Source organism: Dactylosporangium sp. CS-047395 (assembly GCF_050942185.1).
In the GTDB taxonomy this organism is placed as follows: Bacteria; Actinomycetota; Actinomycetes; order Mycobacteriales; family Micromonosporaceae; genus Dactylosporangium.
On the sequence record NZ_CP192015.1, the window covers coordinates 11,134,902 to 11,147,980 of the forward strand.

The window sequence follows — 13,079 nt, forward strand, 5'->3', positions numbered from 1 at the left end:
GCGGCTCAGCGTACGAGCTTCGACAACCGCCGGTCCGCCAAGGGCTTGCCGTTGGTCTGGCAGGTGGGGCAGTACTGCAGCGACGTGTCCGCGAACGAGACCTCGCGCACCGTGTCGCCGCACACCGGGCAGGGCAGTCCGGTGCGCGCGTGCACGGCCAGCCCGGAGCGCTTCTCGGACTTGAGCGTGGCCGCCTTCTGCCCGACCGAGCGCTCGACGGCGCCGGTCAGCACCGCGCGCATGGCGTCGTGCAGCCGGGCCATCTGCTCGTCCGTGATCTTGTTGGTGAGCGCGAACGGGGACATCTTGGCCGCGTGCAGGATCTCGTCGGAGTACGCGTTGCCGACCCCGGCCAGGATGGTCTGGTCGGTCAGCACGCCCTTGATCTGGCCCTTGCGCGAGCGCATGGCCGCGGCGAACTCGTCGACGTTGACCGCGAGCGCGTCCGGGCCCAGGCGGGCGATGCCGGGCACGAGGCCGGGGTCCTTGACGAAGTACGCGGCGAGGCTCTTCTTGGTTCCGGCCTCGGTCAGGTCGAACCCGGACTCGTCGTCGAGCCGGACGCGCACCGCGATCGGCCCGGAGCCCGGCTTGAGCGGCGTCTTCGCGTTGAACGAGTCGCGGTAATGCAGCCAGCCGGCGCGGGCCAGGTGGACGATGAGATGGAGCTCGTCACCCACGTGGATGTCGAGGAACTTGCCGTGCCGGGACGCTCCGGTGAGCGTCTGGCCGGCGGCGGCGGTGATCGGCGGGTCGAAGGTCTTCAGCGCGCTGAGCGAGGAGACCTCGATGCGGTCGATGGTGTGGCCGGCGGCGCGCTCCCGCAGGAACGCGGCGAGCGCCTCGACCTCGGGAAGCTCGGGCACCCGTACAGTCTGCCTCACCCATCGGTCCGTAGGCTTGCCCTCATCATGAAGGTCGTCGTCGCCCACAACAGGTACGCGTCCGGGCAGCCGTCCGGCGAGAACGTGATCGTCGACGCCGAGATCGCCCAGCTGGGCGCGGCCGGGGTCACCGTGCTGCCGTTCCTGCGCAGCTCGGACGAGATCGGCACGTTCTCAACGGCCCAGAAGGTGCTGCTGCCGCTGTCGCCGATCCGCAACGGCGAGTCGCAGAAGGCGCTGGCCACGCTGCTGAAGACCGAGCGGCCGGACGTCCTGCACCTGCACAATCCATACCCGCTGCTGTCACCCTCGGTGGTCAAGACGGCCCACGCGCACGGCGTCCCGGTCGTGCACACGGTCCACAACTACCGGCAGGTGTGCGCGCCCGGCCTGTACTTCCGCGACGGGCACATCTGCACCGAGTGCCGCGGCAAGGCGTTTCCGCTGCCGGCCGTGGCCCACACCTGCTACCGCGGCTCCAAGGCGCAGTCGGCGGTGATGGCGGCCACGCTGGCGTACCACCGAAGCACCTGGAAGCAGGTGGACCGGTTCATCGCGCTGACCGACCGGATCGCCGCGCACCTGGTCGACTTCGGCATCCCGGCCGAGCGGATCACCGTCAAGCCCAACGGCATCCCGGACGCGGGCGCCGCCACCGAGCCCGGCAAGGGCTTCCTCTACGCCGCCCGGCTGTCCCCTGAGAAGGGCCTCGAGCTGCTGCTGGACGCCTGGTCGCGGCACGCCGACGGGGAGCTCGGGCCGCTGCGGATCGTGGGCGACGGCCCGCTGCGCCCGCTGGCCGAACGGGCCGCCGCGAACCGGGAGGACGTGACGTACGTCGGCCCGGTCGACAACGCGGCGGTGCGCGCCGAGATCGGCCGGGCGGCGTGCGTGATCGCCGCCTCCACCTGGCACGACGTGCTGCCGACGATCGTCCTGGAGGCGCTGTCGGGCGGCCGGCCGGTGCTGGTGACCGACCGGGGCGGGCTGCCCTATCTGGCCGGGGACGCCGGCTGGGTGGTCGAGCCGGAGCCCACCGCCATGGCCGAGGGGCTGGTCAAGGCCTGGGCCGGGGCGGACGCGCTGGCGCCGGTGGCCCGGGCCCGCTACGAGACCGAGTTCGCCCCGGACGTGCTGACCGAGCGGCTCGTCGGGGTCTACCGGGAGATCGTCGCCGGGCGGGGCTGAGCGGCGGGGGCGCCGGCGGGCGGGCCGACCCAGCGCAGCGCGTAGAGGTACAGCACCACCATGCAGATCAGGCCGGCCGTGGACCCGGTCAGCAGGCCCCACGCGGCGCCGTGCAGGCCGCCGAGGTCCGCACCGAGGGTCAGGCCGCTGAGCGAGACCACGGCGAACACGACGTACTGCAGGAACAGCATCCGGGCCCGGTGCATGCCGCGCATCGCCGCCGTGAACGGCACCTGCAGCAGGTAGACCGCGCCCTGCAGGGCGATCGGCAGGGCCAGCGGGGCCGCCTCGGAGAACTTGTGGGTGTGCACGAGCACGTAGGAGACGATCGGCCAGACGATCAGCACCATCAGCGCCCCCAGCACCGCGAACGCCGTCGCGAGGGTGCGGGTCTGGCGGCGCAGGACGGCCGCCGCCTCGATGCCCTCGGGGCCGGGCTTGGCCGCGTCGGCGGCATTGCGCGAGGCCCGCGGCACCAGCAGGCTCTGGACGGCCGTGATCAGATTTTGTACCGGCTGCAACTGCACGGTCTGCACGAAGCGCAGGTTGCCCAGGTCGACCTTGGACAGCCGACCGGCCACCACGAAGCTGATCGCCAGCACCTGGATCTGGGCCACGATCGCCGTCACGGTGAACCAGCTCGACAGGTGCCGGGTCTCGCTGAGCCACGCCAGCGGGTTGCCCGACCACGGCAGCCGCTTCTCCCGCAGCAGGTAGACCGTGATGCCGGCCGTCGCCCCGATCCCCCAGACCGAGAGCAGGCCGCCGGCGCTGGAGCTGTGCGTCAGGATCATGATCACGACCAGCACGGCCTGCGTGCCGGCCCAGACCAGGTCGATGCCGAGCGCCTTGTCGGGCCGCCGATCGGCCAGGTAGTCGCAGCGCGCGGTGTCGTGCAGCATCACCGGGATCATGAACGGGGCGAGCCAGATGAGCTCGTGCAGGTCGATCTCGCCACTGTTCGGCCACGCGGCCCAGAGCACGACAAAGACGACGGTGGCGACGAGACCGGAGCACAGGGCGGTGGCCAGGCCGTTGCGGGCCAGGCGGATCCGGGGCTCCCCGTCGTAGCGGGACGCGAGCGCGAGCAGCACGTCGCCGACGACGGCGCGGTTCAAGTACATCGCGAAATACCCGACGGCCAGCGCCAGCGCGAGCGCGCCGAACTGCTCCTTGGGCAGCAGGATGCCGCCCAGGAGCGTGTTCGCCGAGTTGGCCGCGGCGATGACGACCTGGTCGAGCAGACCCGCGCCGACGAAGCGGGAGGCGCCGCGCAGACCCTGCAAGCGGCGCAGCAACGGCCTTGTCGTCACAAGCCGAGAGGGTCGCGAGCGAGCTTCACGACACGCACCTTACGTGAACCGCAAGTGACGGGACCATCCGGTCTTTGAGGTATTTCCGAGGTCCACCGCAAGGTCATCTACCAGGAGACATCGAGCGGCTTGCCCTCCGCGTACCCCGCGGCGCTCTGCACACCGACAGTAGCCCGCCCGGCGAACTCGGCGAGATCGGCCGCACCCGCGTAGGTGCACGCGCTGCGGACGCCGGCGACGATCTCGTCGAGGATGTCCTCCACGCCCGGGCGGCGCGGATCCAGGTACATCCGCGACGACGAGATGCCCTCCTCGAACAGGGCCTTGCGGGCCCGCTCGTAGGCGCTGTCGTCGGCCGTGCGCCGGCTCACCGCGCGGGCCGAGGCCATCCCGAAGTTCTCCTTGTACAACCGCCCGTCGGCATCGCGCCGCGGGTCGCCCGGCGACTCGTGGGTGCCGGCCAGCCAGGAGCCGATCATCACGTTGGACGCCCCGGCGGCCAGGGCCAGGGCCACGTCGCGCGGGTGGCGCACGCCGCCGTCCGCCCACACGTGCCCGCCGTGGCGGCGCGCCTCCTCGGCGCACTCGAGCACGGCGGAGAACTGGGGCCGGCCCACGCCGGTCATCATCCGGGTGGTGCACATGGCGCCCGGGCCGACGCCGACCTTGACGATGTCGGCGCCCGCCGCGATCAGGTCGGCCGTCCCCTCGCGGGTGACGACGTTGCCGGCGACGACCGGCACGGACGGGTTCAGGGCCCGGACCGCGCGCAGCGTGCTGATCATCCGCTCCTGGTGGCCGTGCGCGGTGTCGACCACGAGCACGTCCACGCCGGCCGCGAGCAGCTTGTCGGCCCGCCCGGCGGCGTCGCCGGTGATCCCGATCGCCGCGCCGATGCGCAGCCGGCCCTCGCCGTCCGTCGCGGGTGAGTACAGCGTGGCGCGCAGGGCGGCATTGCGGGTGAGAATGCCGACCAGCCGGCCGGCCGGGTCGATGACCGGCGCCAGCCGGTGGTGGCCGGCGGCCAGGCGGTTGAAGGCCTCCTCCGGCGTCACGTCGTCGGGCAGGGTGAGCAGGTTGCTCGACATGACGCTGCGCAGCTGGCTGAAGCGGTCCACGTCGTGGCAGTCGGCCTCGGTGACCACGCCGACCGGGCGGCCGTCCTCGACCACGATCACCGCGCCGTGGGCCCGCTTCGGCAGCAGGTCGAGCGCGAGCGACACGGTCTCCGTCGGGCCGAGCGTGATCGGGGTGTCGTGCACCAGGTGGCGCTGCTTGACCCAGGCGACCGCCTCACCCACGACGTCGATCGGGATGTCCTGCGGGATGATCGCGATGCTGCCGCGGCGGGCCACGGTCTCGGCCATCCGCCGCCCGGCCACCGCGGTCATGTTGGACACGATGACCGGAATCGTCGTGCCGCTGCCGTCGCGTGAGGTGAGATCGACCTGCATCCGCGACTCCACGGCCGAGCGACTCGGCACCATGAAGACGTCGTCGTAGGTCAGCTCGTGCCCGGGCGTCTGGTCGTTGAGAAACCGCACGTTGGGCAACTGTAGCCGCCCGGCCCACCCGGGTGAGCGCTCTTGAGACTTCCGGGCCTGGGCGGCACCATGTCCGTAGCCGTGCCCTTGCGAGGAGTGATCACCATGCAGGTACACGAAGCAATGTCCACGACCGTCGTCCAACTCGGTCCCGACCACACCCTGCGGCAGGCCGCGGCCCTCATGGCCCGGCGAAAGGTGGGTTCGGCGATCGTCGTCGACCCCGACGGCTCCGGGGTGGGCATCATCACGGAGCGGGACATCCTCAACGCGATCGGCACCGAGCTCGACCCCGACACCGAGCGGGCCGCCGATCACATCACCTGGGAGGTCGTCTACGCGAGCCCGGCCTGGACGATCGAGGAGGCCGCGGCCGCGATGGTCCGCGGCGGCTTCCGTCACCTGGTCGTGCTGGACGGCGACGATGTGTTGGGAGTCATCTCGGTGCGCGACATCGTGCGAGTCTGGGTCCAGACGTCGATCTCGGCGTGATTCTTCGCGCGATCCGGCCGTTCGGCCGCAAGAACCCCGCCACCGCCCGGGAACACTCCAGGAACACCCCAGGTGGACGGCGGGAACTCGGCTGAACGGCCGGTGCGTGCCTGCGTAGGCTGCCAGGCATGCAGCTGATTTCTTTCTCCCGTGGCGCGCCCAGTCTCGACATCATCGACGTCGACGGGCTCAAGGCCGCCGCCGTTCGCGCCTTCGAGGCTGACCCGGCCGGCATCACGGCCTACGGCACGTCCGTGGGCTACCTTCCGCTGCGCACGTGGATCGCCGAGAAGCACGGCGTGCAGGCCGACCAGGTCATCGTCACCAACGGCTCGATGCAGGCCGACGCGCTGCTCTTCGCGCACCTGGTGAAGCCGGGCGACGCCGTGATCGTGGAGAAGCCGACGTACGACCGGACGCTGCTGAACCTGCGCAACCTGGGCGCCGAGGTCCACCCGGTGACGCTGCAGGCCGACGGCATCGACGTCGACGAGCTGCGCGCGCTGCTGGAGAGCGGGGTCCGCCCGGTCCTGGCGCACATCATCCCGAACTTCCAGAACCCGGCCGGCGTCACCCTGTCGGCGGCGAAGCGCACGGCGCTGCTCGCGCTCGCCCAGGAGTACGGCTTCACGATCTTCGAGGACGACCCGTACGCGGACATCCGCTGGCGGGGCGAGAAGCTGCCGTCGATGCTCTCCCAGGACACCACCGGCGCCGTGGTGCACGCGAGCTCGTTCACCAAGACCATCGCGCCCGGCCTGCGGGTCGGCTACCTCGTCGGCCCGAAGGAGACGATCGGCGCGATCGCCGCGACGGCGACCACGATCTACATCTCGCCGAGCATGGTGGCCGAGGCGATCGTGCACCAGTTCTGCGCGGCCGGCGACGTCGACCGCTCGATCGAGAAGGTCTCCTCGGTGCTGGGCGAGCGGGCCCGGCTGCTGGGCGAGGGCCTGCGCAAGCACATCCCGGACGCCACGTTCGTGGAGCCCGACGGCGGCTACTTCCTCTGGGTCGAGCTGCCCGAGGACGTCGACACCACCGAACTGGAGAAGGTCGCGGCCAAGGACTTCGGCGTGGCCGTGGTCAAGGGCTCCGACTTCCTGCTCGAGGGCGGCCGGCACTCGGTGCGGCTGGCCTTCTCGGCGGTGCTGACCGACCAGGTCGACGAGGGCGTGCAGCGGCTGGCGGCGGCGATCGAGGCCGTGCGCAAGTCCGCCTGAGGGCCCGCGTCCACGCACAAATACACGTTCCAAGGAACCTGACACCAAACCGTGATGGTGGGGGTGGTTCCGCAGGCGGTATCGGATGGATCAAAATCCAGCCCGGCGCGCTTTTCTTGCTGCGCCCCAACGGCATCACCCCCCGCCCCCCAACGGCACCGGGTGGGCCGACCGCGCCCCCACCCCCCACCTGCGGTCGGTCCGCCCGGTGCCAACAAAGCCGTGCGGGCCGGCCCCTCGTCTCACCGGGAGGTCGAGATGGCCGACGAACAGCACCCGAATCCGCGACCGCTGCAGCGCGCGCTGTCCCGGCCGGTGCGGGCGATGTCGCGGATCCTCACCAGCAACGCCGCGCTGACGAACAGTCCGCCGGCCACGCGGTCCGAGCACAGCGCGATCGTGGACTGCGCGCTGTACATCGACGGGATCCGTCAACCCGGCGACCGCACCTACGCCGAGGCCCTGCAGGCGGCCCGGCGGCACCGCGGCTTCGTGTGGATCGGGCTCAAGGAGCCGCAGGCCGGCGAGATGGCCGCCATCGCCGAGACGTTCCAGCTGCACGAGCTGGCCGTCGAGGACGCGGTGCAGTCGCGGCAGCGGCCGAAGGTCGAGCGGTACGGCGAGATGACCTTCCTGACCATGCGCACCGCCCGCTACGTGGAGCACGACGAGCTGACCGACACCAGCGAGGTGGTCGAGACCGGCGACGTGCTGATGTTCATCGGCGAGCACTTCGTGATCACGGTCCGGCACGGCGACGCGGCCCGGCTGGCCCCGGTCCGCTCCCAGCTGGAGCGGCGGCAGGAGGTGCTGGCCCGGGGCCCGTGGGCGGTCGCCTACGCGGTCGCCGACAGCGTGGTCGACACGCTCGTCGACGTGGCCCAGAACATCGAGGAGGACGTGGCCGCGGTCGAGGACCAGGTCTTCAGCGCCGAGGGCACCCGGGGCAAGCGCACGTCCAGCCGCATCCAGCGGATCTACCAGCTCAAGCGCGAGCTGATGGAGTTCAAGCGGGCCGTGCTCCCGCTGCAGCGGCCGATGAACGGGCTGGTGTCGGGGCAGCTGGCCGAGGTGCCGGAGGAGATCAAGCGGTACTTCCGCGACGTCGCCGACAACCTCGCCCGCGCCGTCGAGCAGGTGCTGTACCTCGACGACGTGATCAACTCGGTGCTCGCGGCCCGGCTGGCGCAGGTGAGCGTCGACCAGAACAACGACATGCGCAAGATCGCGGCTTGGGCCGCCATCGCCGCCCTGGTCACGTCCATCGCCGGCATCTACGGCATGAACTTCGACTACATGCCCGAAACGCACTGGGTCTTCGGCTACCCGGGCGTGATGGCCCTCATGCTGGCCGGCTCGGGCGCCCTGTTCTGGGGCTTCAGACGCAGCGGCTGGCTCTAGGGCACCCGTTCCAGAAGGACTGCTGCCGCCCGTAGGACTCGGTGCGGTGTTGAGGGGGTGTGGGTGGAGCTTGCTCCCCCACTGTTCTTCAGGACATCGAACGGTAGTCAACGGTGCCTGCAAGACCATTCGTTGCGAGACACATAGGTGGCCCGTCCCCCGTGGCCGGGGACGGGCCGCCTACGTGATCGACGGTACTAAGAGCGGCTGTTCTTCGAGACCGACGTGTTCTGCATCGGGCTCTTGTCGAACTCGGTGCCGCTCGTCGGGCCGGTGTTGGTGCTCTTGTGGCCGATCAGATCCGAGGCGCGATCCTTGGCCTCCTGGCCCATGGTGCGAGCCTTGTCGATGCCCGCGTCCATCGAGTTCTTCGCGGAGTCGAGCAGCGAACCGGTGTCGCTGGTGGTGCGGGTCGAGCCGTACTCGTCCCACGCCTGCTCATTGCGGCGCCGGCGCATGTACGCGGCCGCGACACCCGCGGCGGCACCGGCGACGACCAGGCCACCGATCGCCATCGGCAGGCGGCGCGACGGCTTGGGCTCGTTGCGCATGAGCTTGTTCTTCGTCTTGCGGCTCATCTTCTCGGCCTTGCGGCTCGCCTTCTGGGCCTGCTTACCGGCCTTCTTGGAGCGCTCGCGGGCCATCTCCATGACCGACTCCATGCCACCCATGGCCATGGTCATGCCGCTGTCCAGCCGCGGCTTGACCGCCTTGCGGGCGGCGTCGACGCGTGGCGCCAAGGCGCCCGAAGCGCCATCGGCGGCATGCGCCGCGGCCATCCGCAGGTGATCGAGGCTCTGCCCGAGCTCGTCCTGCATGAGCCGGGTGTGCGACTGCACCTGACGACGTCGAAACACTTGCTCCACCTCCCGAGGCGCGAAATCTCGTCCATCCCCGGTTACCCCGAACCGACCAGGGGGAACCTCGCGGCCAGGAACCGCTTCGTCATCGTGCAACGAACGAGGCGGCCGTACACCCGGAACCGGGAGAATCCGCGTCGGATACCGTGATGACGGAATGTCACCAAGGAAAGGGAGAACTGGTGGCCGAGCAACTGTTCGCGACGCTGCACACGAATGTCGGCGATATCCGGCTTGAGCTGTTCCCCACCCGCGCCCCGAAGACCGTGCGCAACTTCGTGGAGCTCGCCGAGGGCACCAAGGACTACACGGACCCGCGCACGGGCCAGGCGGGCAAGGGCCCGTACTACGACGGCGTCATCTTCCACCGCGTGATCGCCAACTTCATGATCCAGGGCGGTGACCCGACGGGCACCGGCACCGGCGGTCCGGGCTACAACTTCGACGACGAGATCCACCCGGAGCTGCGCTTCGACCGGCCGTACCTGCTCGCCATGGCCAACGCCGGCATCCGCTTCGGCCAGGGCACCAACGGCTCGCAGTTCTTCGTCACCGTGGGGCCGACCCCGCACCTCAACGGCAAGCACACGATCTTCGGCGAGGTCGCCGACGACGACTCCCGCAAGGTCGTCGACCAGATCGCCACCACCCGCACCGCCAGCATGGACCGCCCGGTGAACGACGTCGTGATCCAGAGCGTTTCCATCGACCGGGTCGGCTGAACCAGGCCGCTCAGACAGACGGGACCACGTCCTCACCGGATTCGGGTGAGTGCTGGCTAACCTTGTCAGCATGACTCAGCCGCCGGCGAACGTGGTCCCCGTCTGTTACCGGCACACGGATCGCGAGACGTACGTCCGGTGCACCCGCTGCGAGCGGCCGATCTGCCCCGACTGCATGAACGAGGCCTCGGTCGGCTTCCAGTGCCCGGAGTGCGTCCGCGCGGGCAACAAGACCCAGCGGCAGGCCCGTACGGTCTTCGGCGGCACCCAGTCCGGCGCGGCCGGAACGGTCACCATCACGCTCATCGTGATCAACGTGATGGTCTTCATCATCGGGATCATCAGCGCCGGCCGGAACGCCTCCGAGGGCCTCGGCGGCGGAGGGCTGGGCGGCCTGCTCGGCGGCTCGACGCCGCTGCACGACTGGGGCGCCGAGGTGCCCTACTTCACCGCCCGCGGCTCCGGCATCCGGCTCCCCGGCGACAGCGTGGCCGACGGACACTGGTACCAGCTGTTCACGTCGATCTGGCTGCACTACGGCCTGCTCCACCTGGCCATGAACATGTGGGCGCTGTGGATTCTCGGCCGCCCCCTGGAGGCGGCCCTCGGCCGGGTCCGCTTCCTCGCGCTGTACATCCTGTGCGGCCTCGGCGGCAGCGTGCTGGTCTTCCTGCTGGCCGGCCCCAACACCGCCAGCGCCGGCGCGTCGGGCGCCATCTTCGGCATGTTCTCCGCGCTCATCGTGATCCTGCGCAAGATGAAGCTCAGCGTGGCCAGCATCATCCCGGTGCTGATCTTCAACCTGGTCATCACGTTCAGCTTCAGCGGCTACATCTCCTGGCAGGCCCACGTCGGCGGGCTCATCACCGGCGCGATCGTGGCCGCCGGCTTCGCCTACGCCCCGTCCAAACAGCGCACGCAACTGCAGGTCGCAACCGTGGTCGGCACTCTGGCGCTGCTCGCCATAGCGTTCGCGGTGGGACTGTCACAAGTGCCCGCCGTGGGTACTGCCTAAGCCTCGCCCGCCCGCCAGACGCGCCCCTGCAGCAGGGCGTCGGCGCCGACCCAGACGAAGTTCATCATGCGGGTGGCGGTGCGCTCCGGGTCCTCGTCGGCGTGGTCGGCCAGCCAGTCGGCGAGCGACTCGGCCGCGCCCACGTAGGCGAACGCCATGGCCAGGAAGTCGTCGGCGGCGGTCGGGCGGGTGGCGTCGGCCTGGGCCCACGCGCCTTCGAGCAGGCCGGCCACCACCTCGACGATCCGGGTGCGCATGCCGGCCAGCTCGGCGGCGAACGGCGGCTCGCTGCGGGCCTGGCGGTAGAGCACCTGCCAGCCGTCGCGGTGCGCACCCACGAAGGCGAAAAACGCCCGCAGCCCGTTCCACAATTGCTCGTCAGGGCGGGCGGTGGGGACGACACCGGCGGCGACCGCCTCCATCAGCCGGGTCGCCTCACGCTGCAGGCAGGCCAGGAACAGCTCGTCCTTGGTGCCCAGGTACGCGTACACCATCGGCTTCGAGATGCCCGCGACCTCCGCGATCTCGTCCATCGAGGCCGCGTGGAAGCCCCGCCTCGAGAAGACTTTCACCGCCGCGTCGAGCATCTGCTGCTCGCGCACGACGCGGGGGAGGCGTTTCAGCATCTTGCCACCTTACCTACTCGTGCGTAAGGTTACGCACGAGTAGCAAACGACTAGGGCTCCCAATTCGGTTCGGCCTGCCGCAAAGCGTTCGCCGAACCGAATTGGGTGCCTCGACGGAGGGCCACACCATGTCCGATCTCGACGCCCTGGGCGACTTCAACAACGTCGACCCGAAGCAGTTCGCGCAGCTGGTCAAGAACGCGCCGGACTCGCAGCTGGCCGACATCATGAGCAGCCCGCAGCGCAAGACGATCCTGGACACGATCTTCTCCCGGTTCCCCGAGCTGTTCCGGGCCGACCGCGCGGGCTCGACCAACGCGATCATCCACTGGAACATCACCGGCGCCCCGGACGGCGGCGCCGACTCCTACGAGCTGGTCATCGCCAACGGCACCTGCACGCTGTCGCCGAGCCCCGACCAGGAGCCGAAGCTCGCGATCACCGTCGGCCCGGTGGACTTCCTGAAGGTCGTCTCCGGCGTCGGCAACCCCATGATGATGTTCATGACCGGCAAGCTCAAGGCCAAGGGCGACCTCGGCCTCGCCGCCAACATCGCGAACCTCTTCGACATCCCCAAGGCCTGATCGTCATGCCCGAGTTCTCGCTCGACCTCAACGAGGACCAGCGGGATCTCCGCGACTGGGTGCACGGCTTCGCGGCCGACGTCGTGCGCCCGGCCGCCGCGGAGTGGGACGCCCGCGAGGAGACCCCCTGGCCGGTGATCCAGGAAGCGGCGAAGATCGGCCTGTACGGCTTCGAGTTCCTGGCCAACGCCTGGTCCGACCCGTCCGGGCTGTCGCTGTGCCTCGCCAACGAGGAACTGTTCTGGGGCGACGCCGGGATCGGCATGGCCATCTTCGGCACCAGCCTGGCGGTGGCCGCGATCTATGGCAGCGGTACCCCGGACCAGATGGTCGAGTGGGTGCCCCAGTGCTTCGGCGACGCCGCCGACCCCAAGGTGGCCGCGTTCTGCACCACCGAGCCCGAGGCCGGCTCCGACGTCGGCTCGATGCGCACCCGCGCGCGCTACGACGAGGCCGCGGACGAGTGGGTGATCAGCGGCCAGAAGGCGTACGCGACCAACGGCGGCATCGCCAACGTGCACGTCGTGACGGCGAGCGTCGAGCCCGAGCTGGGCTCGCGGGGCCAGGCCGCGTTCATCGTGCCGCCCGGCACCCCCGGGCTCAACGGCACGAAGAAGCTCAAGAAGCTCGGCCTGCGCGCCTCGCACACCGCCGACGTGTTCCTCGACGACGTCCGGGTCCCCGGCGAGCTGGTGCTCGGCGGCCGGGAGGCGCTGGCGGAGCGGCTGGCGCGGGCCCGCGAGGGCCGCAAAGCACAGGGCCAGGCGGCGATGCGCACGTTCGAGCTGTCCCGCCCGGCCGTCGGCGCGCAGGCGCTCGGGGTGGCGCGGGCGGCGTTCGAGTACGCGCTCGAGTACGCCAAGAACCGCGTGCAGTTCGGCCGCCCGATCATCGAGAACCAGGCGATCGCGTTCGCCCTGGCCGACATGCGCATGGAGATCGACGCCGCCCGGCTGCTGGTGTGGCGGGCCGCGTGGATGGGCCGCAACACCCGCGTGTTCGAGGCCGGCGAGGGCTCGATGAGCAAGCTCAAGGCGGGCGAGGTGGCCGTCGCGGTCACCGAGCGGGCGGTCCAGATCCTCGGCGGCGCGGGCTTCCTGCGCGAGCACCCGGTCGAGCGCTGGTTCCGGGACGCCAAGATCTACACCATCTTCGAGGGCACCAGCGAGATCCAGCGCCTGGTGATCTCCCGCGCGATCTCCGGGATCTACGTCCGCTGATCTCGCC

At 70.4% G+C, this 13,079-nt stretch carries 13 protein-coding genes; 8 read left to right on the forward strand and 5 right to left on the reverse strand.

Features of this window, described 5'->3' with window-relative positions:
• Positions 1 to 5: 5 nt before the first annotated feature.
• Positions 6 to 866, reverse strand: a complete 861-nt coding sequence (locus ACQP00_RS52020; protein ID WP_433212190.1) for an Fpg/Nei family DNA glycosylase — start codon at positions 864 to 866, stop codon at positions 6 to 8.
• Between the two features lie 45 nt (positions 867 to 911).
• On the opposite strand from ACQP00_RS52020, the gene ACQP00_RS52025 reads away from it, so the two are divergent.
• The gene (locus tag ACQP00_RS52025; protein ID WP_433212193.1) at positions 912 to 2,072 is read left to right on the forward strand and encodes a glycosyltransferase family 4 protein; all 1,161 of its coding nucleotides are present in this window, start codon (positions 912 to 914) and stop codon (positions 2,070 to 2,072) included.
• Here the strand turns inward: ACQP00_RS52025 and ACQP00_RS52030 are convergent.
• Together ACQP00_RS52030 and ACQP00_RS52035 are read right to left on the reverse strand one after the other, a co-directional pair.
• A complete protein-coding gene (locus ACQP00_RS52030) occupies positions 2,042 to 3,385 on the reverse strand; it encodes a hypothetical protein (RefSeq protein ID WP_433212196.1) in 1,344 nt (447 codons plus the stop codon). The genes ACQP00_RS52025 and ACQP00_RS52030 overlap by 31 nt on opposite strands.
• A 107-nt stretch (positions 3,386 to 3,492) precedes the next feature.
• The gene (locus ACQP00_RS52035; RefSeq protein ID WP_433224336.1) at positions 3,493 to 4,872 is read right to left on the reverse strand and encodes a GuaB1 family IMP dehydrogenase-related protein; all 1,380 of its coding nucleotides are present in this window, start codon (positions 4,870 to 4,872) and stop codon (positions 3,493 to 3,495) included.
• A gap of 162 nt (positions 4,873 to 5,034) precedes the next feature.
• Here ACQP00_RS52035 and ACQP00_RS52040 point away from each other — a divergent pair, with 162 nt between their 5' ends.
• From ACQP00_RS52040 to ACQP00_RS52050, 3 genes are all read left to right on the forward strand, one after another.
• A complete protein-coding gene (locus ACQP00_RS52040) occupies positions 5,035 to 5,421 on the forward strand; it encodes a CBS domain-containing protein (protein WP_433212199.1) in 387 nt (128 codons plus the stop codon).
• 128 nt (positions 5,422 to 5,549) lie between these two features.
• Positions 5,550 to 6,644 carry a PLP-dependent aminotransferase family protein gene (locus ACQP00_RS52045; RefSeq protein ID WP_433212202.1) on the forward strand — a complete coding sequence of 365 codons (1,095 nt, stop codon included), beginning with the start codon at positions 5,550 to 5,552 and terminating at the stop codon, positions 6,642 to 6,644.
• A gap of 258 nt (positions 6,645 to 6,902) precedes the next feature.
• Positions 6,903 to 8,045, forward strand: a complete 1,143-nt coding sequence (locus ACQP00_RS52050) for a magnesium and cobalt transport protein CorA (protein ID WP_433212205.1) — start codon at positions 6,903 to 6,905, stop codon at positions 8,043 to 8,045.
• Positions 8,046 to 8,242: 197 nt separating this feature from the next.
• On the opposite strand, the gene ACQP00_RS52055 is transcribed toward ACQP00_RS52050, so the two are convergent.
• Positions 8,243 to 8,902, reverse strand: a complete 660-nt coding sequence (locus tag ACQP00_RS52055) for a hypothetical protein (protein ID WP_433212208.1) — start codon at positions 8,900 to 8,902, stop codon at positions 8,243 to 8,245.
• A gap of 185 nt (positions 8,903 to 9,087) precedes the next feature.
• Here ACQP00_RS52055 and ACQP00_RS52060 point away from each other — a divergent pair, with 185 nt between their 5' ends.
• Entirely contained in the window at positions 9,088 to 9,627 is a 540-nt protein-coding gene (locus tag ACQP00_RS52060) for a peptidylprolyl isomerase (RefSeq protein ID WP_433212211.1), read from the forward strand.
• 70 nt (positions 9,628 to 9,697) lie between these two features.
• Positions 9,698 to 10,642: a rhomboid family intramembrane serine protease gene (locus tag ACQP00_RS52065; RefSeq protein ID WP_433212214.1), complete on the forward strand. Its 945-nt coding sequence runs from the start codon at positions 9,698 to 9,700 to the stop codon at positions 10,640 to 10,642.
• Here the strand turns inward: ACQP00_RS52065 and ACQP00_RS52070 are convergent.
• On the reverse strand, positions 10,639 to 11,268 hold the full coding sequence (locus ACQP00_RS52070) for a TetR/AcrR family transcriptional regulator (protein WP_433212217.1): 630 nt from the start codon (positions 11,266 to 11,268) through the stop codon (positions 10,639 to 10,641). The two genes, ACQP00_RS52065 and ACQP00_RS52070, sit on opposite strands and share 4 nt — an antisense overlap.
• A gap of 128 nt (positions 11,269 to 11,396) precedes the next feature.
• On the opposite strand from ACQP00_RS52070, the gene ACQP00_RS52075 reads away from it, so the two are divergent.
• Both ACQP00_RS52075 and ACQP00_RS52080 read left to right on the forward strand, forming a co-directional pair.
• Entirely contained in the window at positions 11,397 to 11,852 is a 456-nt protein-coding gene (locus ACQP00_RS52075; protein ID WP_433212219.1) for an SCP2 sterol-binding domain-containing protein, read from the forward strand.
• Positions 11,853 to 11,857: 5 nt separating this feature from the next.
• Positions 11,858 to 13,072, forward strand: a complete 1,215-nt coding sequence (locus tag ACQP00_RS52080; RefSeq protein WP_433212222.1) for an acyl-CoA dehydrogenase family protein — start codon at positions 11,858 to 11,860, stop codon at positions 13,070 to 13,072.
• Positions 13,073 to 13,079 lie beyond the last annotated feature (7 nt).

Excerpts from the sequence above, each read along its gene's own strand:
- ACQP00_RS52025 (WP_433212193.1), top strand. The coding sequence starts at position 912 with ATGAAGGTCGTCGTCGCCCACAACAGGTACGCGTCCGGGCAGCCGTCC.
- ACQP00_RS52035 (WP_433224336.1), bottom strand. The coding sequence starts at position 4,872 with ATGGTGCCGAGTCGCTCGGCCGTGGAGTCGCGGATGCAGGTCGATCTC.
- ACQP00_RS52040 (WP_433212199.1), top strand. The coding sequence starts at position 5,035 with ATGCAGGTACACGAAGCAATGTCCACGACCGTCGTCCAACTCGGTCCC.
- ACQP00_RS52045 (WP_433212202.1), top strand. The coding sequence starts at position 5,550 with ATGCAGCTGATTTCTTTCTCCCGTGGCGCGCCCAGTCTCGACATCATC.
- ACQP00_RS52050 (WP_433212205.1), top strand. The coding sequence starts at position 6,903 with ATGGCCGACGAACAGCACCCGAATCCGCGACCGCTGCAGCGCGCGCTG.
- ACQP00_RS52065 (WP_433212214.1), top strand. The coding sequence starts at position 9,698 with ATGACTCAGCCGCCGGCGAACGTGGTCCCCGTCTGTTACCGGCACACG.
- ACQP00_RS52070 (WP_433212217.1), bottom strand. The coding sequence starts at position 11,268 with ATGCTGAAACGCCTCCCCCGCGTCGTGCGCGAGCAGCAGATGCTCGAC.
- ACQP00_RS52075 (WP_433212219.1), top strand. The coding sequence starts at position 11,397 with ATGTCCGATCTCGACGCCCTGGGCGACTTCAACAACGTCGACCCGAAG.
- ACQP00_RS52080 (WP_433212222.1), top strand. The coding sequence starts at position 11,858 with ATGCCCGAGTTCTCGCTCGACCTCAACGAGGACCAGCGGGATCTCCGC.